Consider the following 26,394-nt stretch of genomic DNA (forward strand, 5'->3'; position numbering starts at 1 on the left):
TTTCTAGCTCTTTCTAAAAAGAATGCGGTTGCGCTTTCTCAGCTAATGGTTCGCCTGCAGCTCTTTACAACGAGATCCCAGAGAAAGACATAAAACCCAGCGCCATTAAACCTGTGGTGATAAAGGTAATACCAATACCTTGTAAGCCCTCAGGAATCGCATTGAACTTCATTCTTTCGCGCAGTCCCGCCAGCAGCACAATCGCTACCGCCCAGCCGACACCCGAGCCCATAGCAAACACCACTGACTCACCGAAGTTGTAGTCACGGTTGGCCATAAAAATCACTCCAGCAAAAATCGCGCAGTTTACTGTGAGTAAAGGCAGGAAAATCCCGAGGGAGTCATACAGGCTAGGAATGTATTTATCTAAAAACATTTCCAGGATTTGCACTAACGCCGCAATCACACCGATAAAAGTGATCAATTGCAGGTAGCTTAAATCGATACCGGGTAAACCCGCCCAAGACAATGCACCGGGTGCGAGCACTTTGACGTAAATCAGCTGATTTAACGGTACGGCTAAGGTCATCACCACAATCACGGCGACGCCTAAACCAAAGGCGGTAGACACCTTTTTAGACACGGCCAAGAAGGTACACATGCCCAAGAAGAACGACAGCGCCATGTTGTCGATAAAAGTGGCCTGCAAAAATAGATTTATATAGTGTTCCATATCTGCTCCTTAACCCCGTTTCCGCTGGATCACATTGATGGTCCAAATCAACACACCGATCAGGAAGAAGGCACTGGGTGGTAACTTGAACATCTCATTAGGTAAATACCAGCCGCCGTTTTCAATAGTGGTAAATATCGGATGACCGAACAAATTACCGGTACCTAGTAGTTCACGCACAAAGGCTACACTTATCAAAATCAAACCATAGCCTGTCGCATTACCAAGCGCATCGACAACCGCTAAATGCGGAGGATATTTCATGGCGAAGGCTTCTGCGCGGCCCATGATGATACAGTTGGTAATAATTAACCCTACAAATACAGATAGTTGCTTTGAAAGCTCATAAGCCACATCTTGCAGAACCATGTCGACGATTATCACCAAAGAGGCGATAACTGTCATCTGCGCGATAATACGCACACTGTTAGGGATAAAGTTACGGATAGCGGAGATAATTAGGTTAGAAAACACCAACACAAAGGTTACCGCCAGCGTCATGACCACTGCGGTTTGCATTGAGTTACTGACTGCCAGCGCCGAACATACGCCCAGCACTTGCATCGCAACAGGGTTATTGGCAAACACTGGCCCGGTTAGCATGTCGCGCATGGATAAAGTGTTGCTCATTTTGCCTCTCCCAACTCACCTTGCAATTCACCCTGCGTGGCCGATGCTTTCAGCTGGTTGAAGAAGGTTTGAAACCCTTCCACGCCAAACCAAAACTCCATTGCCCGCTGTACGCCGCGACCTGTCATGGTTGCGCCACTCACCGCATCCACGCCGTGAACATCGCCTTCTTTAGCGCCGCCTTTCACAAGACGTATCGAAAACTTACCTTTTTCATCAAACAATTGTTTACCTTTCCACAGTGACATCCACTTAGGATCCGTTAAAAAATCGCCGATACCAGGGGTTTCGCCGTGCTCGTAAACTACTAGCCCTTTAATGGTGTTGAAATCGGGTTCAACTGCCACATAGCCGTAGATCATCGACCACAAACCTTTGCCATAAAAAGGCACCACCACGCTGGTTAACTTGCCGTTGGCATCTAATACTTTAAACACACGGGCATCGTTCGCACGGGTTTTAATCTTGGCGATATCTTTTTTAGGTGTACTTGATGTCTCAGGATTAATCGCCGCCATACGCTCATCAAAATCGAGTACGTTAGCGTCTGAGTCCACATTACCTGTGTCTAGGTTGATCAATAATGGTTGAACGGATTTAGCGAAAATCTCCCTAAACTCATTACCTTGACCTAAATCTACATCGGCGGCCATCAGCACATAGCGTTGTACTTCATCGCGCTTTTTAGCCACTTTACGTTCTTTTAATATGCCAGCGGTGCCTGTAATCATAAAAGAGCACAGCAGACAGAGCGTAATGGTGAAGACCATAGTCCCCGCCACAGTATCTTTTTTAAATTCCATGACGTTTAATTCTCCGTTTGATGTTGGCGCGGGCCACCAAATAATCGAACAACGGCGCCCAAAGGTTAGCGAACAAAATGGCTAACATGACCCCCTCTGCCATTTTTGGATTTGCCACACGGATGAGTACAGTCATAAAACCAATCAAGGCGCCGTAGGCAAATTTTCCTTGGCGGGTATAGGAGGTCGTCACCGGATCGGTAGCCATAAACATCATCGCCAGCGCAAAACCGCCTGTCACCAAATGCCAAGTCCACGGCATGTGCATCATTTGATTGCTACTAGAACCAATGTAATTACAAATAGTTGCCGTTGCTATCATGCCCAGCATCACGCCAACAACGATACGCCAGTCCGCTAAACGAGTGATAAGCAGCATCAGTCCACCGAGCAAAATTGCCAGCGTGCTGGTTTCGCCAATCGCTCCCACGGTAAAGCCTAAAAAGTTATTCAACCAATTAGGGTCACTAAAGACACTAAACCATGAATAATCAGCAAAACTCAGTTTACCCGCAGCGGTTTGCGCCAGCGCCGTTGCGCCAGTAAAACCATCGACAGCGACTAACTGTTGTACCGTGGCGACTTCTGACGGATAAGCAAAATAGATAAAGGCAAGACCTGCCAATGCAGGGTTGAGGAAGTTATACCCCATACCGCCAAACAGCTCTTTAGCCACCACCACACCAAAGGAAATCCCCATCGCGACCAGCCACAGCGGAGTCGATACCGGCAGAATCAAGGTAAACAGCAGTGCTGTTACAAAGAAACCTTCGTGCAATTCTTGGCCACGTACCCGTGCAAACACCACTTCCCAAAACAGGCTAGTGAGCAGTGCAGTGAGGTAAATTGGCAGATAAAAGCTAAGGCCATAGAGAAATAAGCCCAGTACGCCAGTGTCTTGGCTAAGACCACCGAGCAAGCTATTAAAAATAGCCAGTTTCCAGATGTCGGGAGTCGCTAAACCACTTGCTAGCGCGACTTGAGCCTGTAGGCCAATGTTGTATAAGCCAAATAAAATAGCAGGTAACAAACATATGCCCACCAGCGTCATGGTGCGTTTTACGTCAATCGCATCACGCACATGCACTTTGCCCTTAGTACTGCGGCCATTTGCAATTACCAATGAGCGCAAAAAGCCCTTCATTGACTTACCGGTGGCGTAATACTCTTGTTGTAAGTCAGTGGCTTGTTGTAAATCAGTCGCTTGCTGTAAATCAGTGGCTTCCTGTAAATCAGGTTTTTTAACTTGTTTGGTCATTAACCTTCCCTCTCGATAACATCTAGACAGGCACGTAATTCTTTACCAAAGTCATATTTGCCGGGACATACAAAGGTACACAGCGCCAGATCTTCTTCATCTAACTCCAATGCCCCTAAAGCTTGCGCTTCATCGGTGTCACGCACGACTAAGTCTCGCACTAATAAGGTGGGTAAAATATCCAGAGGCATAACGCGATCAAGCTGACCAAAGGCCATCATGGCGCGCGCAGAACCGCCTTGATGCGTCGTAAACTCAAACAGCTTAGTTGCGCCAAATAAACGCGAAGTCACGGCGCGGGTGATAGAGAACTTATCTGTACCACCGCGTACCCAAGATAAAACCTCATGATGTGCATCTTCGGCTAATACTGAGATTTGGTTATGGAATCGGCCTAAAAAGTCATGCACATCTTTAGCGGTATGGCCTGATAGCACAGAGCCTGATACCACACGCTGATTGCCGGGTTTGATTTCATTGGCGACTAAGGGACTTAACTCTGCGCCCAACTGGGTACGCAATAAACGCGGATTGAGCACGCTAGGGCCACCTAAGGCCACAACGCGGTCAGTATACAACTCACCGGTTTGGAATAATTTACCGTAGGCAATTACGTCTTGATAACCGATATGCCACACCTGCCGCGCTAAACTCACGGGCAAAGTAAAGTGGATATGGGTGCCGACTAAACCTGCTGGATGAACACCATCAAAACGGCGCACCTCAAGTTGCGGCAATGACTCGCTGACAATGGCTTCACCTTTATCCTGACACAGGTAAACTTTACCTTCCGTTAAACGGCTCAGCACTTGCAATCCCACTTTAAAAGCCTCGGCTTGCTCGGCAATAATTAATCGTGGATTAGCACATAAAGGATTGGTATCCATTGCGGTAACAAAAATAGCCGCAGGTATGGCATCTACCGCCGGCACCCTTGAAAAAGGGCGGGTACGTAATGCCGTCCATAAACCACTATTTAACAGTTGGTTTTGAATCACTTCTCTAGATAACACTGAGACATCGGCGTGAATATCAAATCGAATCTGCTGTTGAGAGTCTAAGCCATCACAACGGATCACCACAGATTGCAGCACTCGGCGATCGCCCCGATTAATGGCCACGATCTCACCACTGGCTGGCGCAGTAAAGAGTACGCCTGGCGTTTTTTTGTCCTCGAATAATGGCTGGCCCTTTTGAACCTTGTCACCCACTTCAACTAACATCGTCGGTTTTAAGCCAATATATTCTTCACCCATTATGGCCACTAGAGATGGCCTATTGCTGGGTTCAATGATCTGCAAAGGCTCGCCCGCTATGGGTAAATTAAGACCTTTTTTGATCGTTACAATTTGGTTTGAAAAATCTGCCATCACAAATATCAACCATAAAAATTTTTAGATACATTTAGGGTATAGGTTTATTAACAGAAATTCCGCTATTGGCGTCACACTCTGTAGCCAATTCGTAAGTTAAATACATGTATTTACAATTATGTGTGATGTAGATCGACATATATGCCTGCTTAAACTTGTAAATGTAGTTTTATAACCATTTATTAATTAATGCGTTATGGCTGATTTAGCGAAATAATATATTGGAGATATAAGTCCTAAAACAGCGGCTTTAGCGCAGTAATGTCCTAAAGCTGTTGAAACTGTGCGTTCACGAACAAACTTCAACCAACTTACCCCATTAATCGAGTATAAAAGGGATAAGCTTACTGGCTATTTTTAGCGCACTAACATTTCAACCTATGGTTTAACCTTTGCTTTACAGCAAAAGCTTGGTAGCCTCAAACTAAGAGAGTTTCCGTAGGAGAAATAGATGGAATACAGACGCATACCGCATTCTAATCTTGAGGTCAGTAAAATTTGTTTGGGCACTATGACCTGGGGTGAGCAAAATACCCAAGCCGAAGCATTTGCACAGCTGGACTACGCCATAGGCAATGGCATCAACTTTATTGACACGGCGGAAATGTACCCTGTACCGCCAAAGCCAGAAACCCAAGGGGAAACGGAGCGGATTTTAGGCCAATATATAAAAGCTCGGGGCAACCGAGACGACTTAGTGATCGCCACTAAAATTGCCGCACCAGGTGGTAAGAGTGATTATATTCGTAAAAATATGGCGCTAGACTGGAACAATATCCATCAGGCCGTTGATGCTTCTTTAGCGCGGCTGCAAATAGACACTATCGATCTTTACCAAATCCATTGGCCTGACCGTAATACCAATTTCTTTGGTGAACTGTTTTACGATCAACAAGAGCATGAACATCAAACACCGATACTTGAAACCCTAGAAGCGCTCGCCGAAGTGATCCGCCAAGGTAAAGTGCGCTATATCGGTGTGTCGAACGAAACGCCTTGGGGTTTGATGAAATATCTGCAACTCGCCGAAAAGCACGGCTTGCCGCGTATTGTGAGTGTGCAAAACCCGTATAACTTGCTTAATCGCAGTTTCGAAGTCGGTATGAGCGAAATCTGTCACCGTGAAGACCTGCCACTGCTCGCTTACTCACCACTGGCCTTTGGTGCCTTAACTGGCAAATACTGCAACGACCAATGGCCTGAAGGCGCGCGCCTGACCTTGTTTAAGCGTTTCGCCCGCTACACAGGCTCACAAATAGCGCTTGAGGCCACCAAGGCCTACGTCGATTTAGCCCACGAGTTTAAGCTTACGCCCGCGCAAATGGCATTAGCCTTTGTTAACTCTCGTAAGTTTGTCGGCTCTAACATTATCGGCGCCACCGACTTATATCAACTGAAAGAAAATATCGATAGCCTCAACATTATGCTATCGCCTGAGTTACTCGTGCGCTTAAGTGAACTGTCCGAGAAATTTAGATTGCCTTGTCCATAGGCATGAGTAAGCATTAAGTGCGATATAACATCTGGTTACACTGCCAGATGTTATATCTATTATAAATTTACTCTGCCATCATAAACGGCTCTGCCACGCTCTGGCTTCTCACCCTAGCCTCGCTAACACTTGCATTCATATTGCAGATAACAGAAGATCTATTAGCCTTTTTAATTGCCTTAGCCTCATCCATGACTCAATCTGCCTTGCTAACACCCCACAATGCAAACATCCGTGCACAATTTCCTGTTTTAAAGCAGATGCTTGATGGCTATCCTTTATGTTATCTCGATACCGCGGCCACCAGCCAAAAACCACAAATAGTGCTAGATGCGATGGCGCAATATTACGCCAACGACAATGCTAATGTGCACCGCGCGGCGCACCAGCTATCGGCGCGAGCCACCCTAAGTTATGAGAACGTGCGGGACCAATTACAACATTTTTTAAAGGCAAAACGCCGCGAAGAAATCATTTTTACCCACGGCACCACTGAATCAATCAACTTAGTCGCATTTGGGCTTACCGCACAATTAACCGCAGGCGATGTGATCTTAATAGACTCGGCGGCGCACCACGCCAATATTGTCCCTTGGCAAGAACTGGCAAAACGTACAGGCGCAGTGATTAAGCCGATTCCGCTAGATAAACATTGCCGCTTAGATATCGATGCCTATCAAGCTTTGTTAGCACTTAAGCCTAAAATCGTCGCGCTTTGCCATGTGTCTAACACACTAGGCACAGTCAATCCCGTGGCTCAGCTAGTTCAGTTAGCAAAAGCCCAAGGCGCAATAACCTTAGTCGATGGCGCGCAGGCAGTGGCGCACTTAACGCTGGATATGACTGACATCGATTGTGATTTTTACGTATTCTCGGGGCATAAAATGTACGGTCCCACGGGCGTTGGCGTGCTTTACGGCCGTTTTGACGTGTTAGATAGTCTCGCGCCATTATTAACTGGCGGCGAGATGATAAAACGCGTGAGCTTTGAGGTAACAGAATTTGGTAGCCTGCCGAACCGCTTAGAAGCGGGCACACCGCCGATTGCCGAAGTAATAGGCTTAGGTGCGGCCATTACCTTTTTACAAACGGAGCTCACGAGGCAAGTTCAAGCCTATGAAGCCGAGCTGCTTAACTATTTACAGTGCCAATTACGCGCACTCGGGGAAGTGCACTTATACGGCGCCTTTGATGACAATATCGGCGTCGTCGCCTTTAATCTTGCCGATGAACACCATCAAGATGTGGGCATTTTATTAGATCAACAAGGCATAGCCGTACGCTGCGGCCACCACTGCGCTATGCCATTAATGCAGAGCCTGAATCTTAAGGGCTGTTGCCGCGCCTCTATTGGTATCTACACAGATAAAGACGATATCGACCGCTTTATTACCGCGTTAGCCTCGGTAAAAGACTTACTGCTGTAAGCAGTATGTTTCACATGTCACTCATACGATGCTCAAATAAGTAAGATAGGATGTAGCACCATGACAGATTCGATTATGCCTATGCCAAACGAGGCAGATTTCCACTATACAGTGCAAGATACAGACACCTTGCTGGCGCGCTTTACCAAAGCACCTAACTGGCAGGAAAGGTATCGTCAAATAATGTTGTTAGGTAAGGACTTACCAAGCTTAAGCCCTGAACTTCGTATCGATGCGGTGCAGGTTAAAGGCTGTGAGAGTGATGCGTGGGTTTATCATCTAGAACAAGCAGGAAAACACTATTATTTAGCCGACAGCGACGCTCGCATCGTGAAGGGTTTGATTGGATTATTGCTTGGTGCCTGCCATGGCAAAAGTCGCGCTGAGATCCAAGCATTTGATCTTACAGCTTACTTCAAACAATTGGGCCTAGAAGGCCAGCTCAGCCCATCACGCACCAACGGCCTTAACTCATTGGCAAAAGCTATGGTTGAAGCCACGCGATCATCATAACCCGAGGGGTTTGATTGACCCCGATAAGCGAGAAAAAAAGCCACTTAGCAATACCAAATCAACATAAGTTCAGCTCGGGGACAAAGGCCAACAAAGGGATTTAATCAAAGACTTCTACGTCTCAAAAAGGTATAAAGAAGATACATTTGCGTTATTGATAGGAACTGAGCATGCCCATTAAGGCTGTTAATCACTACCGTCGTACTCTCCTTAAAGGTTTTGGCGCAGCAACCCTGTTAAGCCCACTCGCCAGTTTACCTAGCTTTGCCGCCGAACAAAGGCGGTTATATGTTGATGGTTTGTCCTTCCTGCCCGATGACTTAAGTGATATTACCGCCTCTAAACTCGATGCCTATCTTTGCGATATCTCGGCCGTTGAGACCATAGAACAAGCCGATGGCACGCAAAACTATAAACGCACCTATAAAGCCTGCATGGAAAGCATCAAGCAAGCCGCTAAACGGGTCAGCGCGAGTCCTGATATTTTATTGCAAGGGTTGAGGGGACTCGATGTTCAACGTGCCCGCGATAGCCAGCGCACTGCGGTATTTTTTCAAATCCAAGGGGCTGATTGTGTCGAAGCAGACAGTGAAGCTAACCAATGGGCGCGGGTAGATGAGTTCCACCAACAAGGGCTGCGCGTACTGCAACTCACTCACCACTATGGCAATACCTTCGCTGGCGGCGCATTAGATAGCGATGCCAATGGCGGACTTAATAAGCCACTCACCGCCCACGGACGCGAGCTTATCGCCAAACTAAATCACGCCAATATCTTGGTCGATGTGAGTCATTCCAGCGCCCAAACCGCATTAGATGTGGCTAAGATAACGAAATCACCAATTGTACAAAGTCATGGCGCGGCGCGCGGTATTGTAAACAATGCCCGCTGTTCTCCTGATGAAGTGATCCGCGCCATTGGCGATAGCGGCGGCGTATTTGGTGTGTTTATGATGAGTTTTTGGCTCACCAATAATGCTGTGCCCACGATTGATGATTATATTCGCCAACTGGAATACGTTATGCGTGTTGGTGGAGTGGACTGCGTGGCAATCGCTAATGACTTCCCGCTCCGTGGCCAAGAAAACCTACTGGCACTCGGTAATGAAAACGCCAAAGGCATTAAAGAATATCAAGAATGGTGGTACAGCCTGAGGGCAAAAGGCGTGCTAGGTTTTGATGCAGAGCCAAGGCATGTCGTGATCCCCGAGCTGAATCATATCGACCGCATGAGCCGTATCGACGATGCCTTAGCCAAGGCGCGCTTTAAAGCCACTGATCGCGACCGTTTTATGGGCGGCAACTGGCAACGCGTGCTCAACAAAGTGCTACTGTAATGACCCTTGGTACAATAAAAGAAATAACCTGAATTCGGGATAGTGGCTGTGTAACTGATTAATCTTATTACCTTATTCGAAATAATTAACTCTACAGAGGTAGTTTTTCCGTTATCAAGGCAAGTTTGCTACTAATAGCAGGTTATTAGTAGCAAAGTTAACGTAGATAAAGGGAAAAATAACCTGTAGAGACGCAGAGCTTATACAGAGTTCAGGTTAACTAAGGTTATTCCTAAAAAACCAAGAAGACATAACGCAATAACATGGTTACATCTCTGTATGCGATCTGCTATTAACTCGGCTAACGACTACAGTGCGAACGTGGCGATCGTTTTTTGAATACCCACAACATCAGTACCACGCTTGAGCTCTTTTATTAAAGGGTCACTCTGGCCTGAGATCCAGATTTTAAGCTCGGCATCTAAATCAAAATGGCCCGTGGTTTCTACTTCAAAATGGGTAATGGATTTATAGGGTATAGAATGATAAGTGACCTTCTTGCCAGTAAGCCCCTGTTTATCAATTAATATCAGGCGTTTATTGGTAAAGATGAATAGATCGCGGATCACTTTATAAGCGAGTTTTAACTCTTCTTGAATGCCCATAATCGGCCTTAGCTCTTCAGCTAACTCTTGCAAATCAACCTCAGCCGCATTACCTAGCAAGCCATCTAATAATCCCATACTGACTCTCCTTCCCGTTGATGCATAAAATAAATATAAAAAAAGTGCGATATTAATACGCACTTTTATATTCTTTAAGACAGTAGGCGCTTTAGTTACGCTTCGGTCCAGAGATCCTTTTTGCCTCTGACTTGGCGATTCTCACCAACAACCATCATTTCACATTTTTGACAATCAAACACCAGCTTAAGCACATCGTTACCGATTTCAAGCACCATAGGATCGGCTTTAATTCCAGGCACTTCTTTCGGGCATAAATTAAAATTAAAGCGCAAACAATGCTTAGTTACCATTAATGGTACGTCTTCTGTTACGCCATTTTTCTCATAGGTATCTTGGATTTCAATCACGCCGTGGCGTTGATAAAAGTCTTTCGCTTTTTCGTTCGCTACGTTGCCTAAGTAACTTAAATGTTTAACTGGATACACTGCATTTTGATTATGTTTCCACGGCAATGGACGCACATAACCTTGCACGCGGGCGGCCTCTAACGCTGCAACGCCTTCACGGCGCAGGCCATTAAGCACTGAGGCGGGCAAGAACCATGCTTGCGCGGTATCGATACTAATGCTGCGGGCAACAAAGTCGGTACTACCGAGTTTCCCCAACTGAGTGCGAGTATTTTGCAGCGTTTTATCAATATCGGTGGCTGGCGTTTTGTCGACCGCTAAGTTAACGGTGGCGCTTAATCCGTAGATATCGGTCAATGTCAGTGCTAGGCCATCATCGGTGTCACTCAAACGTAAATCAACGCCAATAATTCGTTTAGATGACTCCTTTGCTAACTGGGCTTCGAAGGCTTGGTTATGATTACGATACAGAGTCATGCCGACGTTTAAGTCCCGTGGCACTTGCAATACATGTAATTTAAGCCCTTCGGCACGGTTAACACGCAGACCTTGCAGCTTATCATCGGACTGTTTTGCCGTAGCAAAGTTAGCCGGGAAAAACGCTAAACCATCACCATTATTAAACTCATGGCTTGAGCTTACTTGGATAAAGTCTTTACCTATGCTTGTGACCTTACCCACTTCTTCACCTATGTATTTAGGCGAACGGAAATCTTTAATGCCTTGGCTACGCTCATTAACAAAATAATCGGTACTGCCACGGTTAAAGGTCTTTTCGGGATCAGGAATAAAGCTGTGCTCACAACGACCATGGGACGACGCCTTAAACTCAGGGCGACGCGCGATAATCTCATCGAGCTTTTGGCGATAATGCGCAGTGACGTTTTTAACATAGCTTAAATCTTTTAAGCGACCTTCAATCTTAAACGAGCGAATACCTGCATCGATTAACGCATCGAGATTATCGGTTTGGTTATTGTCTTTTAAAGACAGTAAATGTTCGTTTTGCGCTAACACATCGCCTTGACGAGTCTTAAGATTGCCCGGTAAACGGCACATTTGTGAACATTCACCGCGGTTAGCACTGCGATTACTAAAAGAATGACTCAAATTACATAAACCACTGTAAGCCACGCAGAGCGCACCGTGAATAAAGAACTCGAGTTGCATATTGGTATGCGCTGCAACATCACGGATTTGGCTTAAGCCCAACTCACGGGCGAGTACCACTTGAGAAAAGCCCACTTGCTCTAAGAATGCCACTTTTTCTGGGCTGCGGTTATCCATTTGGGTACTGGCATGCAGGGCAATGGGGGGCAAGTTAAGTTGCAACACGCCCATATCCTGTACGATCAACGCATCAACCCCTGCATCGTACAATTGCCAAATGAGTTTTTCGGCGGCGCTCAGTTCGTCATCCATCAAAATAGTGTTGAGGGCAACAAATACTTGCGCATGATATTGATGAGCATAAGTACACAGACGCGCGATATCTTCAACACTGTTGCCCGCCGTTGCCCGTGCGCCAAATGCTGGGCCACCAATGTAAACCGCATCGGCACCATGGCGAATGGCTTCAATACCATAATCGGCATTTTTTGCAGGCGCCAATAACTCTAGGCGGTTATGAACATGAGAAAGATTCTCAGGGGTGTAAATATCTGGCTGGCTCATGGCTTTACAGGCTCAAAATCATCGATAACGAAAAGGAGGTGAGTATAACAAAATCTAAAATTTAGCTCTATCAGCAAATCATCAACTAATACGCTTTACTTTTTTGCTTATTAACCTGAACTTGCACCCTCAAGCCTAGCAGGGTATCTTTGCCGCGCATTGACGAATAGGCCTCCTTATGACTGACTTTATTTACCAACCACCGACCACTCCTTGGCTCGATATTCTTTATCAAGATAAAGACATTATCGTGATTAACAAACCTTCTGGGTTGTTGTCTGTGCCCGGTCGCTCGCCTGCCCATTACGACAGTGTTTACGCCCGAGTGAAAGCCGAGTATCCCCACAGCCAAATTGTCCATCGCCTCGATATGGCGACCTCAGGCGTGATTGTTGTGGCCTTAATCCGCAGCGCCGAGCGTGAATTAAAACGCCAGTTTCATGATAGAGAAACCAGCAAAACCTACTTTGCTAGGGTTGCGGGCCATGTCAAAAATGACACGGGTAGTATTGATTATCCGCTCATCTGCGACTGGCCGAATCGGCCTAAACAAAAAGTTGATCATCTTGTTGGCAAACCCTCGTTAACCCACTACCAAGTATTGAGTCGTGCCAAACGCTCAAGTCTTGTTAAACTCACGCCTATCACTGGCCGTTCACATCAACTACGCGTACACATGATGGCGCTGGGTCATCCTATTTTAGGGGATGGTTTTTATGCTGATCCACTGGCAAAATCATTAGCACCACGCCTGTTATTGCATGCCGCAGAACTCACTATTAAACATCCATACTCAGGGATTAGTATGACTTTTAGCGCTGAACCGCCTTTTTGTGAGCCACAAGGCGAACAATGATCATTAATCTCGGCTAATACCGCCAAAAGCTATAGCAATTCTCTATAAAAAAACGTAACTTTATGATAATTCATTACGTTATAGAGAATTTAATTATGGATACCGCATTTCAGCGCGATCAACTTGATAACCATATCCTCGAAGCCCTAATGCAAGATGCGCGCACGCCGTTTGCCGAACTCGCAAAACGCTTCAGCGTGAGTGCCGGCACGATTCATGTTCGCGTAGAAAAAATGAAGCAAGCAGGCATTATTACCGGCGCACAAATCACGGTAAACCCAAAAGCCCTCGGCTATGACGTGTGTTGTTTTATTGGTATCAATCTGAAGAGTGCGGGCGATTACCCAGCAGCGATTGCAAAACTCAATGCCTTAGAAGAAGTCGTAGAAGCCTACTATACTACTGGTAATTACAGTATTTTTGTAAAGGTTATGTGCCAATCCATTGATGGTTTACAGCATGTATTGATTAATCGCATTCAATCCATTGATGAAATCCAGTCAACAGAAACCCTAATTAGCTTGCAAAACCCCATAGTAAGAGCCGTTAAGCCTTAAGCGAATACTATCAAAAACGCACAAACAGCACAAAATACGGCAAAATGTGATTTACATCTTTTTCGCTACAAACTGTTAACTATATTATCGTTACGTGTTACAACTTCTAGTGCCATCGCCAAAGAGCGAAGCATAACAATAACAATTCGACCGTCAGCGCTTTAAAAAATAAAGTGCTAACGTATTAATTGACAAGGAAGAAGTTGTGAAAACAAAACTATCAATCGCTATCTCTGCAGCCCTATTATCTAGCGCTGCACTCGCCGGTACACCAATCCAATACAATACAACGAACCAAACAACGGACAAGTATGCGGGTCAGAGCGTCACTAAAAATCCACGTAATGAACAAAAACAAGCTTCGGCTTGGATGATCCGCTTAAAAGCCCCCTCGATTGCTCAGCAAAGTCAATTGAAAGGCATGAATCGTCAATCGGTGATGAGCAATATCGAAAGTTCACAATCAAAAGTTAAAAATGCCATTCAGAGCATGGATGCCGATATTAAGGTTGTTGCAACGACCTCAAAATTGGTTAACGCCATTATTGTTCAGGGCGATTATAAAAAAATTACCTCTTTACTCAAAAATGCTGAAGTCGCCGAGATATTACCTATCTATGACTACAAGCTGAATGTTGAAGCCAGTGCTGAATACATAAAAGCCAAAGCCATTATTGAAGCAGGCGTTGCCTCAGGAAAAGGCCAGCGTGTTGCCATTCTTGATACAGGGGTTGACTACACTCACAAAGCGCTAGGCGGTTCAGGCGTAATTGCTGACTATAACACTGCCGCTGCCGCTAAGAGTGAAGCGCCTAATTGGCCACAAGGAAAAGTGATTGGCGGTTGGGATTTTGTTAATAACGACCCTAACCCGATTGATGTCGGTACTAACCACGGTACCCATGTTAGCCACTCTGTAGTAGGTGTTGCGCCAGACGTTGAACTACTGGTTTATTCTATTTGTGAGAGAACTTGTTCGGGTATTGCACAGCTTAATGCTCTTGAAGCTGCAATGGACCCTAATGGCGATGGTGATATCAGCGATCGCGTTGATACAGTCAACATGTCTTTAGGCGGCGATTTTGGTGATACCGATGGCGGCGCCGTTCAAGTATTAATCGATGAAATGGTGCAGCTTGGCGTTAACCTGGTTATTTCTGCGGGTAATGATGGCCCAACCCCTTTTATCGTTGGCGGCCCGAGTACCACCAATAGCGCCCTGTCAGTTGGAGCGATGACACATCCCACCACCAAAGTTGGCAAAATAGATGCCATGTTCATGGGCGGGGCTATTGATGCAATGGGTGCCGGATTTAATAAATCAAATGAATATAGTTTCAGCAATGCAACGGCGCCAATGGTATATCCTGCCGCCAATAAAAATGGTTGCCTCGCATACACTGAAGATTTAACCGGTAAAACGGTATTGATCGATCGAGGCGTGTGTGGCTTTGCTGTTAAAGTATTGAATGCTCAGCTTAAAGGCGCATCATTTGTCGTCGTAGCAAACAACGCAGCTGGCACCATAGTGATGGGCGGTGAGGATGATAACATCACTATTCCATCAGTTATGGTGTCAAAAGAAGACGGTGATGCAATTAAAGCAGCTCTAGCTGCAGGCGATGTAGCCTTTAGTATTTCATCAACAGAAGTGACGACTGCAGGTGCTATTGCTACGTTTACATCACGCGGCCCTTCTATTGCGGGTACTTTAAAACCTGAAATTACCGCTCCAGGTACCGATATCCTTACCGCTGAACCAGGTAAAGGTGATGGCCTAACCCCAATTAGTGGTACTTCATTCTCTAGCCCTATCACAGCTGGTGCTATCAGTATCGTACGTGAAGCCTTACCCCATCGTAGTGCCTTTGAAATTAAAGCAACGATGATGAACTCAGCAAATCTAGACGTAACACTTGAGCCAAAAGCAATTAATCCCGATGCCGAATTAGCACCGATTAGCTATATTGGTTCAGGTTTAGTCGATATTGAAAAAGCAGTTAATTTACCTGTTATCGCGTGGAATAAAGAGACGAAACAAGCCGCACTAGCCTTTGGCTTGCTCGCACTCAATAAAACTACGTCCGTAACTAAAACAGTTTCGGTAAAAAACTTCTCCACTGCAGAGAAAACCTATACGCTCAAAGCCGAGCAACGTTTCCAAAATGATATCGACTCTGGAGCGCTGAGCTTTGAATTACCAGCAAGTGTGACAATTCCAGCAGGACAAACGGTTAGCTTCGATGTAACCGCAACGATTGATCCAACAAAACTGCCTGAATGGACGCTCACATCATCCTATGAGCTTGATGGTACTGCTGAGGATGCATCAACAGCACTTACGCTATCAGAATACGATGGCGCGATTCAATTCATGGATGGCGAAGAAAAAGCATTACATTTGGTTTATCACATTTTACCGAAAGCAGCGGCAGCCATTTCTGTGACTACCGAAAAAACTGCCGATGGTTTAGTGCGTACACTCACCAACGTAGGTGCAACATCCATTAGCGATCCATTTACAGCGCCGTTGTTAGCAACTAGCCCAGTAGATATCACCAAGCGTCACGACTTGCTCAATGCATCAAGTGAGCTTTTAGTGGATGGCTCATGTAATGCAGGTATTGCGATTTATAACACCTTCCAAATGCGCGATCCGATTATTCACCCTTTAGCGGGTAACTATTCGGTCGATTATGACCTCAATAATGATGGCGAATGGGATTACACCGTAGCCACGGCTAATTTGAGCTGGTTTAATGAGGCTTATCCTAAAGTGATTTATGGCGTAGTCTCTCCCTATGGCGATGAGGGTGCAATATTAGAGCCTGTGTACCATGTGACAGGTAATGACTTTTTAACTAGCACCGCCTGTTTTGAAGATTTAGGGCTAACTCAAGCCGATTTAGGCAAAACTATCACGGTTCGTTTTCGCGCCGAAGATAGCGACTGGGCGCCAACCCCCTCAGGCGATGAGGACAGTGTAACCGCAACATTGCTATTGGATGGTTCAGGAACCTCAGCCATGCTCCTTGATACCGAAGGTAATGAAGTCACTGAGCTAAAACCGGGTGCTAGTGCAACCTTAAAAACTCAAGTTGGCGACAACGCTATCGGCTTTATGTTTTTATCCGACTCAGGTTCTATGTCAGTTACAGCCAATACTTCAGATGAAGGTAACTCTGCACCAACAGTAGCAGACGTGACACTTTCAGTAGATAAAGGTGCGGCTGTAGGTGCTGTGATCGGTAAACTCACCGCAACCGATCCAGATATGATTACCAGCCCATTCTCTGAGTTTGTGACCTTAGGTTCTAGCAGCAGTATGGTTATAGTCGATAAGGATGGCACGGTACGTTTAAGTGCTGATGCCGTGATTAATCAACAAAGCAAAACGATAGAAGTTGAAGTTGTTGCACTGGACACTATGGGTAACACTTCAGCACCTGCAACGGTAACTGTACTGATTAATAATACAAAACCCACAGTTTCACCGACAGGTATGGTCAGCACTGAAGGCTATGTTGTAACAGCCGAGGCCAATGCGAAAGATGCTGACGGCGACACGTTAACCTATAACTGGGTACAAACTGGTGGTACTAAAGTCGCATTTACCAATGGTGGTAGCAAAATTAACTTCGCGGCTCCTGCTGGCGAGCATGTCTTCACCTTCTCAGTGATCGCTTCTGACGGAAAACTTGAAAGTGATCCAGGTACTGCAACGATTACTGTAAATGCTAAAAAAGTCGAATCGTCAGGTGGCGGTGCACTGGGTTGGTTAACAGCCTTGTTATTACCTTTGGCAGCAATACGTCGCCGCATGAAATAACAAATGAATAGACCGAATAAAGGCAATGTTGATGGCTAATAACGATCGTTGGTATAAAACGCTCAGTTAGCCGCTTATTGACCTAAATGAAAATCCGAATGTATTAAATACATTCGGATTTTTTATATAAAAAAGGGGAATGAACCTAAGTCCACTCCCCTTCAATCACTGCAGCTTAGGTTTATCGAGTCATTTCTCAATTAACCTTATTAAGCTTATATGTCTTACTTCATCGGCCAAGCACGGTAAGATTTACCCTTAATGCGGCCACCCGTTAGTTTATTCAAAGCTTTTTTAGCGACTTGACGATTAACCGCCACATAGGCGCGGTAATCGGTTACTTGAATTTTACCGACTTGCGAGCCTTCAATACCGTTATCACCCGTCAGTGCACCTAAAATATCCCCAGGACGCAGCTTTTCCTTCTTACCGCCATCGATCTGTAAAGTGATCATGGTTGGCGCTGCAGGCGTGTTGCCGAGCAGACTTTCAGATGGCAGTGATTCGCTGGTAATTTCGCGCTCTAAGTACTCTTCTAACAAGGCAATTTTGTAACCATCTTGGTCGTTATAGAAGGTATAAGCGGCGCCTTTACTGCCCGCACGGCCTGTACGGCCGATACGGTGAATATGCACTTCGGTGTCATAGGCAACGTGATAGTTAAACACGGCATCGAGCGCATCGATATCTAAACCACGGGCAGCAACGTCGGTCGCCACCAGTACACAAGCACTCTTGTTAGCAAATTGCAGCAGGGTTTCGTCTCGGTCTCTTTGCTCTAAATCGCCGTGTAGTGCCAATACGCTAAAGCCTAACTCTTCAAGCTCATCGGCCATTTTTTGGGTTTCACGCTTAGTATTACAAAACACTACCGCACTTTCAGGCTTATGTTCTAACAACAATAATTGCAGCGCTTGCATCCGCGCCTTGTCATCGTCTAAGTGATAAAAATGCTGAGCAATACTTAAGCTGTCGTGATTACCTTCCACTTTAACCATGGTCGGTTCATACATGATTTGCTTAGCAATCGATTCAATTTGTTCAGGGAACGTTGCGCTAAATAGCAGCGTTTGGCGCTCACGCGGGGCTTGTTCGATAATGGCATCGAGGGCGGGTTGGAAGCCCATTTCTAACATGCGATCGGCTTCATCAAGCACTAACATGTTGAGATTGCTTAAATCTAAGCGATTGCGATCTAAATGATCGACGATACGACCCGGCGTACCCACAATAATGTGCGCGCCGTGTTCCAACGAGCCAACTTGTGGCCCCATAGGCACGCCGCCGCAAAGTGTCAGCACTTTAACGTTATGAATACCACGGGCAAGGGTACGGATTTCCTGCGCCACTTGGTCGGCCAACTCGCGGGTTGGGCATAATACTAAGGTTTGAATACGAAAGCGTTTAACGTCTAACTTGTTCAGTAACCCTAGGCCGAAGGCGGCCGTTTTACCCGAGCCAGTTTTACCCTGACCTATCACATCCTGCCCCGCTAAAATGGGTGGCAAACTTTGCGCCTGAATTGGCGTCATCTCGTTGTAGCCCATAGAAGAAAGGTTCTCAAGCAGTTCGGGTTTTAGCTTAAGAGTCGAAAAAGCCATTGATGGATTAGGCTTAGTATCAGAGTTGCTCAAGGTGAATATCCTGTGGTGGGTAACGAAGCGGCTGCTAGGTTACTGAAATTGCGTTACTTATCGATTAAACTGATTTATTTACATTCAGGTTAGCTTTAGGCTAGATTAAAAATCTAAGCCAGCTCAACCCAAAAGCACGGCTATTGTAGCAACAAAGCGCGACTTTTGCCTCAAGTCCTTAAGCAATAGACATAGCAGGCGTGAACAGCAACAAAAAAGCCCTGCTAGAAGTCAGGGCTTAGATTTAGCTTCAGAATTAACTCAGTACGGCAGATTTAATAAATTACGCGATATGGCCAAAACGCCCTTCTTGGTAATCGCGGAGCGCCTGTTGAATTTCTGCTTGGGTGTTCATCACAAAGGGGCCCATCTGGACGATTTTTTCACGGATAGGTTTACCCGCAAACAGTAACATGCCAGCGCCGCGCTCATCAGCTTTAAATTTGATCTCACTTTGACTATCAAGCACTAAAAAATCGCCCTCATCAAAGGAACGATCTGCGCCTTCATCTAAGTCACGGTTATGTAAGCCACCTTGATATAAATACAAAGCCACAAACTCATGTTGAGACAAATCAAGCGTAGCCTCAGCGTTTGGCGCTAAGCTCAAATCAGCAATAGCAGCTTCGCCCGCTAATCCTTGAATGGTCGCACTAATCAGCGGTTGATCTTTAAAGCCCCAATCACCTGCTAGGGCTTTTAGGCTAGCGCCCGTGTTATTGGTCGCTTCAACGCTCGTGCTACCCGCAGTATCTTGGTACGTCGCGGGGCGCAACTTATCTTTGGCGGGCATGTTGACCCAAATTTGGAACCCATGCAGACCATCAACAGCATCGGCCAGCGGCATTTCAGAATGCACTACCCCAAACCCGGTACTCATCCACTGCACATCGCCCGCACGAATCGCCTTCACATTGCCCATTTGGTCACGGTGCTCAAAACCGCCCTTACGAATATAAGTGAAAGTCTCCATCCCGCGGTGGGGATGTGCGGGGAAGCCGCCAATAAAGTCTTGTTCATCATCGGATTTAATTTCGTCGATCATCAAGAAAGGATCAAATTTAGTCGTCACAAAATCGGCGACACGGCGAATATTGACCCCATCGCCATCCATCGCGGCTTTGGCGGAAAACTGACTTAATACTTTCATTGCTGCTCTCCTATCGGTTGAGCAAAGCGGTGCGTACAACGCCAAAATACTACGGCTAACACAAGACACAAACGCTTTGCTGATGGAGGCAGAATAACAAGGAAGTTTACAAAAGAATAACGCGAAATCACGGCCTAAACATTCGAAAATATAGAACGGTTGAAGATTGAGTACAAGGCGTTCTAGCTAGCTTAAACGAGACTGATCGCTTAAGCGTTTTGAAAGAAAAACGGAATAACGTTTAATCACTGGTTCAGAGGTAATGGCCATTGTCTCCCCAGTGACACGCCGTAAACTCTTCCGTGAGGGCTCGACGGCGACATCCATGTCGCCAACGGTCACAGATGCCCCAATGGCCATTCTCACACCCCATACAACTGTTTCGTCATCTAAAAATATGGAGCATAACCTTGTTAGATAATTTACTCTTATTAGCCAGATTCGGATTAGATATTCTATCAGTAACGCCTCTTTCGACTACAAACCAATCAACACTTGATATAACTAGTCAGAATGGACGTAACAGGAAGATGAATCAGTTCTCTAGAGATTTGATTCATCTTAAGGGAAAAAATGCCCCAGAATAGTCGCAAACGGGGGTTAGGGCGGGTTTTAGGGGATAGCGTGAATCAGTCTGGTGTAGAGTGATTCACGGATTAAACGACCATGAGGAAATCTATCGCTAACGCCGCGATTAAAACTTTAAATCAGGATACTTACTCCTTAGCAAGGGTATTACATGATTTAAAAAACAAAAGACTAAACCACAAATACTGATGGTTCTTTCTTGATAGTTGTCCGTTTTAATTTTTACATACGTTGTTTGTAAGTTGGCCGATGAACTCGGAAATATAACTCTATGGTCAGCGTGCGCCTGGCCAATTATGAAAGACTTAATATGTATAAAAGCATTTAAGGCAAAATGGTAATTGGTTTCCCAATTCCCAGGGTCATTCTCAGATATTTTAACCATTAACTGATTAATGCTAGGAAAAGCCTCATTTTTAAACTCACATAACTCGTTAACTTTTCTGGCATGAAATGAAAATTCTAGAAGACTAAAAGTAACTACTTCATTCCAAGAGCTACTCCACTCTGCTGGGAATATGGCGCTGGTGAAAGCGAACAACTGTAATGCATGTTTTTTAGCTTCAGATATATGTATTTCTACAAGCTTTTGTGTATTTTTTGAGTACATGAGTTCTGTTGACTTCCCTAATATTTATATAGTGCGCATGCGCGTTAGCCCGAAGCCAGCGCAAAATGGTAGGATTTTGTGCCTGAACCAGACTAGGTAAGTCTGATTCACTGAAACAATTTTTGAAGTCCCTCATCGCTAGGCTTTACTTTATGGTATCCATTACTTTATGTATCTCAAATTATAAGCTCACAAAGGGCTGACATTCGAGCCGTTGAGGCAGTTAAACGAATAGCGAGAGGGTTAGTTAGGATTGGCATTATTACGGAAGTGACCGTCGGTGGCATGGATGCCATCGACGAGCCCTCAGGGAAGCTTATTTTAAAAACAATAGGCGGCGTATCACTGAAGTAATATTGCCAATCGACACTGCACATCGGAGATGTTTTTTACGAATCTAATTTTCTGGACTACCTAGCGAAACCTAGTCAGGCTTAAACACGCCTATCACAGCGCCGGTGGCTTTTTCAGTGACCTTTTCATCGGTTTGCTGTTCACGGTAGTCACACTCTGTGCATTCAACGGTTTCGATGCCGTTTTCCTTGTAGAGCAAAATAGTATCTTTGGCGCTGCATTTTGGGCACTTAGCACCGGCTACGAAACGCTTTTTGATTTTAGTGTTTGTCATAATAGATAAGGGACCAGATAGCAGGGCCAAGAGATTCGGCCGAATAAATTGCTGCTATTTTGCCACACTGATGCTTGAATACCAGCGTTACCTTAAAGTATGAAGCCTTAGGGCGATGTGATGCGATTCACGAAAGATCATCCTGAAAAGTCGATTAATTGTCCGAGTTATCGAGTCAGGTTGTGGTTTGAAACAGGGTTGTACGCTATTATCTGTGCCCTGATAAATTCTCGTGTTAACCAAGTTGTAGTCAATGATCAGCATCAACCAAGCGCAATTAATCCGTGGCAGCAAAACCCTGCTAGATGAGACCTCTCTTACGATTTATCCTGGCCATAAGGTCGGTTTAGTCGGTGCTAACGGCACAGGTAAATCTTCACTGCTCGCATTAATTTTAGGTCACTTAAGCCTAGATAAAGGTGAGTTTAGCCTGCCTTCTGGCTGGCAAATTGCCACAGTGGCCCAAGAAACCCCTGCGCTCGACGTCTCGGCACTGGAATATGTGATCGATGGCGATAGCGAATATCGTCAATTAGAAGCCTTATTACACAAGGCCCAAGAAGATAACGACGGCAATGCCATCGCACTCTTACACGGCAAAATCGACGCTATCGGTGGTTATGCGATTCATTCGCGCGCGGGTTCATTGTTAGCGGGTCTGGGCTTTAGTGAAGCCGATCAAAGCAATCCCGTAAAAAGCTTTTCGGGCGGCTGGCGTATGCGCCTTAACTTAGCCCAAGCGCTACTGTGCCGCTCTGACTTATTGCTCCTCGACGAACCCACCAACCACTTAGACTTAGATACCATGTACTGGCTCGAAGGTTGGATTAAGTCCTATCAAGGCACGCTAATTCTAATCAGCCATGACAGAGATTTTATCGATGAAATCGTTGATGAAATCGTCCATGTTGAAAATCAAAAACTCAATTTCTACAAAGGTAATTACAGTGCCTTTGAGCGTATTCGTGCCGAGCGTATGTCGCAGCAACAGGTCGCCTATGAGCGCCAACAAAAAGAACGCGCGCATATACAATCCTTCGTTGACCGTTTCCGCTACAAGGCAAGTAAAGCCAAGCAGGCACAGAGCCGCTTAAAAGCGCTAGAGCGTATGGCTGAACTATCACCATCACAAGCCGATAGTCCATTTTATATGGAGTTTCGTGCGCCAGAAGCATTGCCGAATCCGTTGATTAAGATGGAGCAAGTGGCCGTTGGCTATGGCGAAAAGCAAATCCTCAGTAAAGTGCATTTAAACTTAGTACCGGGTGCGCGCATTGGATTATTGGGCCGTAACGGCGCGGGTAAATCAACATTAATCAAGCTGTTATCTGGCCAACTGTCGCCACTAATCGGTTTGTATGAACCTAATCCTGGCGTCAATATTGGCTACTTTGCCCAGCATCAAATTGAGTTTTTACGCCTTGACGATACGCCAATGCAGCATTTAGTGCGTTTAGCGCCTAATGCCAGAGAACAAGAATTACGTAACTTTTTAGGCGGTTTTGGCTTTAACGGCGATATGGCGCTCTCACCAGTACGCCCCTTTTCTGGCGGCGAAAAAGCGCGTTTAGTGTTAGCGCTATTGGTATGGCAACGCCCTAACCTTTTACTGCTCGATGAACCCACCAACCATTTAGACTTAGAAATGCGCTACGCCTTAACTATGGCGCTGCAAACCTTTGAAGGTGCAATGGTTATCGTATCGCACGACCGTCATTTACTGCGCTTAACCTGTAGTGATTACTATCTGGTTGATCAGGGTGAAGTCCGCGCTTTTGATGGCGATTTAGAGGATTACCATCAATGGTTGCTCGATGCAGCAAAGGCGAGTTCTAGCCAAAACAGCAATAATGACGAGCTCAAACCTGCGGCAGATAAAAAGCTGCAGAAGCGTCTCGAAGCAGAAGTACGCCAAAAAGTATCGCCTTTAAAGCGTAAGCAAACTAAGTTAGAAACCGATCAACATAAGCTGAGCGAGCGCCTTGCGGAGTTAGAGCATTTATTGGCTGATAGCGAATTATATGATCAAGATAACAAAGCGAAACTAACCGCGGTACTTAACGAACGAACTCGCTTGACGCAAACCTTAGAAGAAAGTGAAATGCAATGGCTCGAGTTGCAAGAAGAGATTGATGCATTGGAACTTGAGATACTGAGCCAGTAATACGCGCACATAAAAGCACCCTAGTGTTTGAAGGAAAAGTATGTCAGATGTAACCCAATTAGACAGTCAAATTTGGCAATGGTGTGATATGAGTTATGGGCAAAATAAAGCCCTATGCCTCGAATTACAAGACAGTTGCCAAGTCAACGTAAACCTACTTTTGCTAGCGCAATATTTAGATATTACCCTCGATGTTGCAGGGCCAAGAGAATATAGCGTGCAGCAGTGGCAAATGCTGGCGACTGCAATTAACGAATGGGATGAACGCTTTGTGTCGCCCTATCGCCGTCTGCGCCGTCTGGCTAAAACGAACCTAACCGAAAACGAATATCAGCAAATGCTGGATGTCGAGTTGATGATGGAACGCAAAGCCCAGCGGACTATTTTAAATAAACTCAATGGATTACTGCCAAGCGGCCAGTCGAGTAACCTAGTGAGTTATTTAAGTTTATTTGGCCTTGGTGACGCGGATGTCAACAGTATGGGCATGTTAGCGCCCTAAGCTCTCGGCGATGCAGATATATTGAAATGTAATCGTTTTTTCTAGACACTTTGTTAAATGCTAATAATCACTTAGATTGCATGACACGTTTACGGCGCAGCAGTAATTGAATGCTGCATGGCAAGGTATTTAAGCTCTATCGATTAATACCTCTCGTCACTCGCTAGCGCTACAAACTTGTAGCGACAAGCGACTGTTTTATAAAACCGTTAACCATCACCAAACAGTCAACGATTCTCACCTGTATGAGTCAAGATTAACCGACTGCCATTATTAACGTTCATGACTCAAACCATAAAAATATCGCAAACATTGACGCTAACAGTAAGATTAAGCGTCGATTTCTTGCTGCAACTTTTCTAGCTCATCCAAAATATGCAGAAATTTTTGGCCAAAGTCAGTCACTTGATACTCAACTCGTGGCGGAAGTTCGTTAAAAATAATTTTATCTAAAATGCCAAATTCGATGTTCTTTTTTAAGCATTGGTTCAACACTTTAGTTGAAAGCCCATCAACAGCACGCACCATTTCCCCCGGCCGCTGTACACCGCTAGCCAAAAGCTGATAAACCGTTAATGACCATTTGCAGCCATAAATCGTTTCCACCATACGGGCAGAACGTTCTGGCGGCGTTTTTCTCACAATAATTTTTTCATTGTTATTCATAAAGATGTACCCAAAAGTACCTGACTTACCGATTTGTACTTACTGTTAAAATAGTTATGGAATTCATAAGATTATCACGTTGATCATTCTTAGGATAAAAATATGAAATTTAATAGCGCACATCTTTCGATTATTGTCGGTGGTAGCAGCGGCATTGGTTTTGAAACAGCGAAACAACTTGCTAAGCAAGGTGTGTCACTGCTGATTGTGGGTAATCAGCAAGATAAACTCACCACTGCAGTGGCAACACTTAACAATGCTTACCGCGCACAAGGCGTGAAGGTTGAGGGTTTTCAAGCAAACCTTTACCAAGCTGCGGATATTAATCGCCTGATTAATCACATTGACCAGCTCGAACAAAAAGTAGGTTATTTGGTCAATGCCGCAGGTTACTTTAATCCTAAATCCTTTATCGACCATTCAGACTCTGATTACGATCTTTATATGGATTTAAATAAAGCGCTATTTAAAATTACGCAAGCAGTGACCCATAAAATGATCCAAGCCGGAGGGGGCAGCATAGTCAATATCGGTTCAATGTGGGCGAAGCAAGCTATAAAAGCAACGCCATCATCGGCGTATTCAATGGCAAAAGCGGGATTACATGCATTAACGCAGCACTTAGCCATGGAACTTGCCGACCAGAATATTAGAGTGAATGCGGTATCTCCCGCCGTTGTTAATACACCCATCTACAATACTTTTATTGACGCGACACAAATTGACCAAGTGATGACAAGCTTTAATGGTTTTCATCCTATTGGTAGAGTAGGCACAGCGCTTGATGTGGCAAACAGTATTTGCTTTCTGTTGTCAGATGAAACCAGTTGGGTTACAGGTGCCATTTGGGATATTGACGGCGGCGTGATGGCTGGACGAAACTGATTTAACCTTGCAGATTAAAAGTGAGCCACATTAAAAGTGAGTTACATTAACAGTGGCTCAAATTTGAAATGTTATTAATTTAAAGTGGCCGATATTTAAGGCCAATCAGTTT

23 protein-coding genes are annotated in these 26,394 nt (G+C 45.3%); 10 read left to right on the top strand and 13 right to left on the bottom strand.

Annotation, left to right across the window (positions count from 1 at the left end; translation table 11 throughout):
* Positions 1–64: 64 nt before the first annotated feature.
* Genes nqrE through ACRN9H_RS14700 form a run of 5 tightly spaced genes read right to left on the bottom strand, consistent with a single transcriptional unit; the run spans position 65 to position 4,734 of the window.
* Positions 65–673: an NADH:ubiquinone reductase (Na(+)-transporting) subunit E gene (gene nqrE, locus ACRN9H_RS14680; protein WP_076497627.1), complete on the bottom strand. Its 609-nt coding sequence runs from the start codon at positions 671–673 to the stop codon at positions 65–67.
* Between the two features lie 9 nt (positions 674–682).
* On the bottom strand, positions 683–1,303 hold the full coding sequence (locus ACRN9H_RS14685) for an NADH:ubiquinone reductase (Na(+)-transporting) subunit D (protein WP_076497629.1): 621 nt from the start codon (positions 1,301–1,303) through the stop codon (positions 683–685).
* Positions 1,300–2,106 (bottom strand): Na(+)-translocating NADH-quinone reductase subunit C, encoded by an 807-nt coding sequence (locus ACRN9H_RS14690; protein ID WP_432314767.1) that lies wholly within the window; start codon positions 2,104–2,106, stop codon positions 1,300–1,302. The genes ACRN9H_RS14685 and ACRN9H_RS14690 overlap by 4 nt, the downstream gene beginning before the upstream one ends.
* Positions 2,096–3,364 (bottom strand): NADH:ubiquinone reductase (Na(+)-transporting) subunit B, encoded by a 1,269-nt coding sequence (locus ACRN9H_RS14695; protein WP_432314769.1) that lies wholly within the window; start codon positions 3,362–3,364, stop codon positions 2,096–2,098. Before ACRN9H_RS14695 ends, ACRN9H_RS14690 begins: the two co-directional genes overlap by 11 nt.
* Entirely contained in the window at positions 3,364–4,734 is a 1,371-nt protein-coding gene (locus ACRN9H_RS14700; RefSeq protein ID WP_432314771.1) for a Na(+)-translocating NADH-quinone reductase subunit A, read from the bottom strand. Before ACRN9H_RS14700 ends, ACRN9H_RS14695 begins: the two co-directional genes overlap by 1 nt.
* Before the next feature lie 454 nt (positions 4,735–5,188).
* Here ACRN9H_RS14700 and ACRN9H_RS14705 point away from each other — a divergent pair, with 454 nt between their 5' ends.
* The 4 genes from ACRN9H_RS14705 to ACRN9H_RS14720 all read left to right on the top strand — a co-directional run bounded on the left by ACRN9H_RS14705 (position 5,189) and on the right by ACRN9H_RS14720 (position 9,506).
* Positions 5,189–6,229, top strand: a complete 1,041-nt coding sequence (locus ACRN9H_RS14705) for an NADP(H)-dependent aldo-keto reductase (protein ID WP_432314772.1) — start codon at positions 5,189–5,191, stop codon at positions 6,227–6,229.
* Between the two features lie 191 nt (positions 6,230–6,420).
* Positions 6,421–7,656, top strand: coding sequence for a cysteine desulfurase (locus ACRN9H_RS14710; RefSeq protein ID WP_432314857.1), 1,236 nt, complete (start codon positions 6,421–6,423; stop codon positions 7,654–7,656).
* 60 nt (positions 7,657–7,716) lie between these two features.
* On the top strand, positions 7,717–8,169 hold the full coding sequence (locus tag ACRN9H_RS14715; protein WP_432314774.1) for a SufE family protein: 453 nt from the start codon (positions 7,717–7,719) through the stop codon (positions 8,167–8,169).
* 170 nt (positions 8,170–8,339) lie between these two features.
* On the top strand, positions 8,340–9,506 hold the full coding sequence (locus ACRN9H_RS14720; RefSeq protein ID WP_432314776.1) for a membrane dipeptidase: 1,167 nt from the start codon (positions 8,340–8,342) through the stop codon (positions 9,504–9,506).
* Positions 9,507–9,814: 308 nt separating this feature from the next.
* Here ACRN9H_RS14720 and ACRN9H_RS14725 read toward each other — a convergent pair whose 3' ends face one another.
* Entirely contained in the window at positions 9,815–10,189 is a 375-nt protein-coding gene (locus tag ACRN9H_RS14725; protein WP_432314778.1) for a PH domain-containing protein, read from the bottom strand.
* A gap of 95 nt (positions 10,190–10,284) precedes the next feature.
* A complete protein-coding gene (locus ACRN9H_RS14730; RefSeq protein ID WP_432314780.1) occupies positions 10,285–12,213 on the bottom strand; it encodes a peptidase U32 family protein in 1,929 nt (642 codons plus the stop codon).
* A gap of 178 nt (positions 12,214–12,391) precedes the next feature.
* Here ACRN9H_RS14730 and rluA point away from each other — a divergent pair, with 178 nt between their 5' ends.
* The 3 genes from rluA to ACRN9H_RS14745 all read left to right on the top strand — a co-directional run bounded on the left by rluA (position 12,392) and on the right by ACRN9H_RS14745 (position 17,455).
* Positions 12,392–13,069: a bifunctional tRNA pseudouridine(32) synthase/23S rRNA pseudouridine(746) synthase RluA gene (rluA, locus tag ACRN9H_RS14735; RefSeq protein ID WP_432314781.1), complete on the top strand. Its 678-nt coding sequence runs from the start codon at positions 12,392–12,394 to the stop codon at positions 13,067–13,069.
* A 95-nt stretch (positions 13,070–13,164) separates the two neighbouring features.
* The gene (asnC, locus tag ACRN9H_RS14740) at positions 13,165–13,626 is read left to right on the top strand and encodes a transcriptional regulator AsnC (RefSeq protein ID WP_006080290.1); all 462 of its coding nucleotides are present in this window, start codon (positions 13,165–13,167) and stop codon (positions 13,624–13,626) included.
* Positions 13,627–13,831: 205 nt separating this feature from the next.
* Positions 13,832–17,455: a S8 family serine peptidase gene (locus tag ACRN9H_RS14745; protein WP_432314783.1), complete on the top strand. Its 3,624-nt coding sequence runs from the start codon at positions 13,832–13,834 to the stop codon at positions 17,453–17,455.
* A 224-nt stretch (positions 17,456–17,679) separates the two neighbouring features.
* On the opposite strand, the gene dbpA is transcribed toward ACRN9H_RS14745, so the two are convergent.
* The 5 genes from dbpA to ACRN9H_RS14770 all read right to left on the bottom strand — a co-directional run bounded on the left by dbpA (position 17,680) and on the right by ACRN9H_RS14770 (position 22,065).
* Complete coding sequence (gene dbpA, locus ACRN9H_RS14750; protein ID WP_432314859.1) at positions 17,680–19,056, bottom strand: ATP-dependent RNA helicase DbpA; 1,377 nt, start codon at positions 19,054–19,056, stop codon at positions 17,680–17,682.
* A 316-nt stretch (positions 19,057–19,372) separates the two neighbouring features.
* Positions 19,373–20,239: a pirin family protein gene (locus ACRN9H_RS14755; protein WP_432314785.1), complete on the bottom strand. Its 867-nt coding sequence runs from the start codon at positions 20,237–20,239 to the stop codon at positions 19,373–19,375.
* 186 nt (positions 20,240–20,425) lie between these two features.
* Entirely contained in the window at positions 20,426–20,599 is a 174-nt protein-coding gene (locus ACRN9H_RS14760; RefSeq protein ID WP_432314787.1) for a hypothetical protein, read from the bottom strand.
* A 334-nt stretch (positions 20,600–20,933) separates the two neighbouring features.
* A complete protein-coding gene (locus tag ACRN9H_RS14765; RefSeq protein WP_115405184.1) occupies positions 20,934–21,437 on the bottom strand; it encodes a hypothetical protein in 504 nt (167 codons plus the stop codon).
* A 424-nt stretch (positions 21,438–21,861) separates the two neighbouring features.
* Complete coding sequence (locus tag ACRN9H_RS14770; RefSeq protein WP_115407035.1) at positions 21,862–22,065, bottom strand: YheV family putative zinc ribbon protein; 204 nt, start codon at positions 22,063–22,065, stop codon at positions 21,862–21,864.
* A 253-nt stretch (positions 22,066–22,318) separates the two neighbouring features.
* Here ACRN9H_RS14770 and ACRN9H_RS14775 point away from each other — a divergent pair, with 253 nt between their 5' ends.
* Both ACRN9H_RS14775 and ACRN9H_RS14780 read left to right on the top strand, forming a co-directional pair.
* Positions 22,319–24,229 carry an ABC transporter ATP-binding protein gene (locus ACRN9H_RS14775; protein WP_432314788.1) on the top strand — a complete coding sequence of 637 codons (1,911 nt, stop codon included), beginning with the start codon at positions 22,319–22,321 and terminating at the stop codon, positions 24,227–24,229.
* 40 nt (positions 24,230–24,269) lie between these two features.
* Positions 24,270–24,731 carry a TIGR02444 family protein gene (locus ACRN9H_RS14780; RefSeq protein ID WP_432314790.1) on the top strand — a complete coding sequence of 154 codons (462 nt, stop codon included), beginning with the start codon at positions 24,270–24,272 and terminating at the stop codon, positions 24,729–24,731.
* A 330-nt stretch (positions 24,732–25,061) separates the two neighbouring features.
* Here ACRN9H_RS14780 and ACRN9H_RS14785 read toward each other — a convergent pair whose 3' ends face one another.
* A complete protein-coding gene (locus tag ACRN9H_RS14785; protein ID WP_432314792.1) occupies positions 25,062–25,397 on the bottom strand; it encodes a winged helix-turn-helix transcriptional regulator in 336 nt (111 codons plus the stop codon).
* A gap of 102 nt (positions 25,398–25,499) precedes the next feature.
* On the opposite strand from ACRN9H_RS14785, the gene ACRN9H_RS14790 reads away from it, so the two are divergent.
* The gene (locus tag ACRN9H_RS14790; RefSeq protein ID WP_432314794.1) at positions 25,500–26,282 is read left to right on the top strand and encodes an SDR family NAD(P)-dependent oxidoreductase; all 783 of its coding nucleotides are present in this window, start codon (positions 25,500–25,502) and stop codon (positions 26,280–26,282) included.
* The last annotated feature ends 112 nt before the right edge of the window (positions 26,283–26,394 follow it).

The sequence above is a fragment of the Shewanella sp. MF08487 genome, assembly GCF_050848685.1.
GTDB lineage: Bacteria > Pseudomonadota > Gammaproteobacteria > Enterobacterales > Shewanellaceae > Shewanella > Shewanella glacialipiscicola.

Excerpts from the sequence above, each read along its gene's own strand:
- ACRN9H_RS14765 (WP_115405184.1), bottom strand. The coding sequence starts at position 21,437 with ATGTACTCAAAAAATACACAAAAGCTTGTAGAAATACATATATCTGAA.
- ACRN9H_RS14780 (WP_432314790.1), top strand. The coding sequence starts at position 24,270 with ATGTCAGATGTAACCCAATTAGACAGTCAAATTTGGCAATGGTGTGAT.
- nqrE (WP_076497627.1), bottom strand. The coding sequence starts at position 673 with ATGGAACACTATATAAATCTATTTTTGCAGGCCACTTTTATCGACAAC.
- ACRN9H_RS14710 (WP_432314857.1), top strand. The coding sequence starts at position 6,421 with ATGACTCAATCTGCCTTGCTAACACCCCACAATGCAAACATCCGTGCA.
- ACRN9H_RS14720 (WP_432314776.1), top strand. The coding sequence starts at position 8,340 with ATGCCCATTAAGGCTGTTAATCACTACCGTCGTACTCTCCTTAAAGGT.
- ACRN9H_RS14700 (WP_432314771.1), bottom strand. The coding sequence starts at position 4,734 with ATGGCAGATTTTTCAAACCAAATTGTAACGATCAAAAAAGGTCTTAAT.
- ACRN9H_RS14775 (WP_432314788.1), top strand. The coding sequence starts at position 22,319 with ATGATCAGCATCAACCAAGCGCAATTAATCCGTGGCAGCAAAACCCTG.
- ACRN9H_RS14760 (WP_432314787.1), bottom strand. The coding sequence starts at position 20,599 with ATGGCCATTGGGGCATCTGTGACCGTTGGCGACATGGATGTCGCCGTC.
- asnC (WP_006080290.1), top strand. The coding sequence starts at position 13,165 with ATGGATACCGCATTTCAGCGCGATCAACTTGATAACCATATCCTCGAA.
- ACRN9H_RS14685 (WP_076497629.1), bottom strand. The coding sequence starts at position 1,303 with ATGAGCAACACTTTATCCATGCGCGACATGCTAACCGGGCCAGTGTTT.
- ACRN9H_RS14770 (WP_115407035.1), bottom strand. The coding sequence starts at position 22,065 with ATGACAAACACTAAAATCAAAAAGCGTTTCGTAGCCGGTGCTAAGTGC.
- ACRN9H_RS14695 (WP_432314769.1), bottom strand. The coding sequence starts at position 3,364 with ATGACCAAACAAGTTAAAAAACCTGATTTACAGGAAGCCACTGATTTA.
- ACRN9H_RS14790 (WP_432314794.1), top strand. The coding sequence starts at position 25,500 with ATGAAATTTAATAGCGCACATCTTTCGATTATTGTCGGTGGTAGCAGC.
- ACRN9H_RS14705 (WP_432314772.1), top strand. The coding sequence starts at position 5,189 with ATGGAATACAGACGCATACCGCATTCTAATCTTGAGGTCAGTAAAATT.
- ACRN9H_RS14785 (WP_432314792.1), bottom strand. The coding sequence starts at position 25,397 with ATGAATAACAATGAAAAAATTATTGTGAGAAAAACGCCGCCAGAACGT.
- ACRN9H_RS14725 (WP_432314778.1), bottom strand. The coding sequence starts at position 10,189 with ATGGGATTATTAGATGGCTTGCTAGGTAATGCGGCTGAGGTTGATTTG.
- ACRN9H_RS14690 (WP_432314767.1), bottom strand. The coding sequence starts at position 2,106 with ATGGAATTTAAAAAAGATACTGTGGCGGGGACTATGGTCTTCACCATT.
- ACRN9H_RS14730 (WP_432314780.1), bottom strand. The coding sequence starts at position 12,213 with ATGAGCCAGCCAGATATTTACACCCCTGAGAATCTTTCTCATGTTCAT.
- ACRN9H_RS14755 (WP_432314785.1), bottom strand. The coding sequence starts at position 20,239 with ATGAAAGTATTAAGTCAGTTTTCCGCCAAAGCCGCGATGGATGGCGAT.
- rluA (WP_432314781.1), top strand. The coding sequence starts at position 12,392 with ATGACTGACTTTATTTACCAACCACCGACCACTCCTTGGCTCGATATT.
- ACRN9H_RS14715 (WP_432314774.1), top strand. The coding sequence starts at position 7,717 with ATGACAGATTCGATTATGCCTATGCCAAACGAGGCAGATTTCCACTAT.
- dbpA (WP_432314859.1), bottom strand. The coding sequence starts at position 19,056 with ATGGCTTTTTCGACTCTTAAGCTAAAACCCGAACTGCTTGAGAACCTT.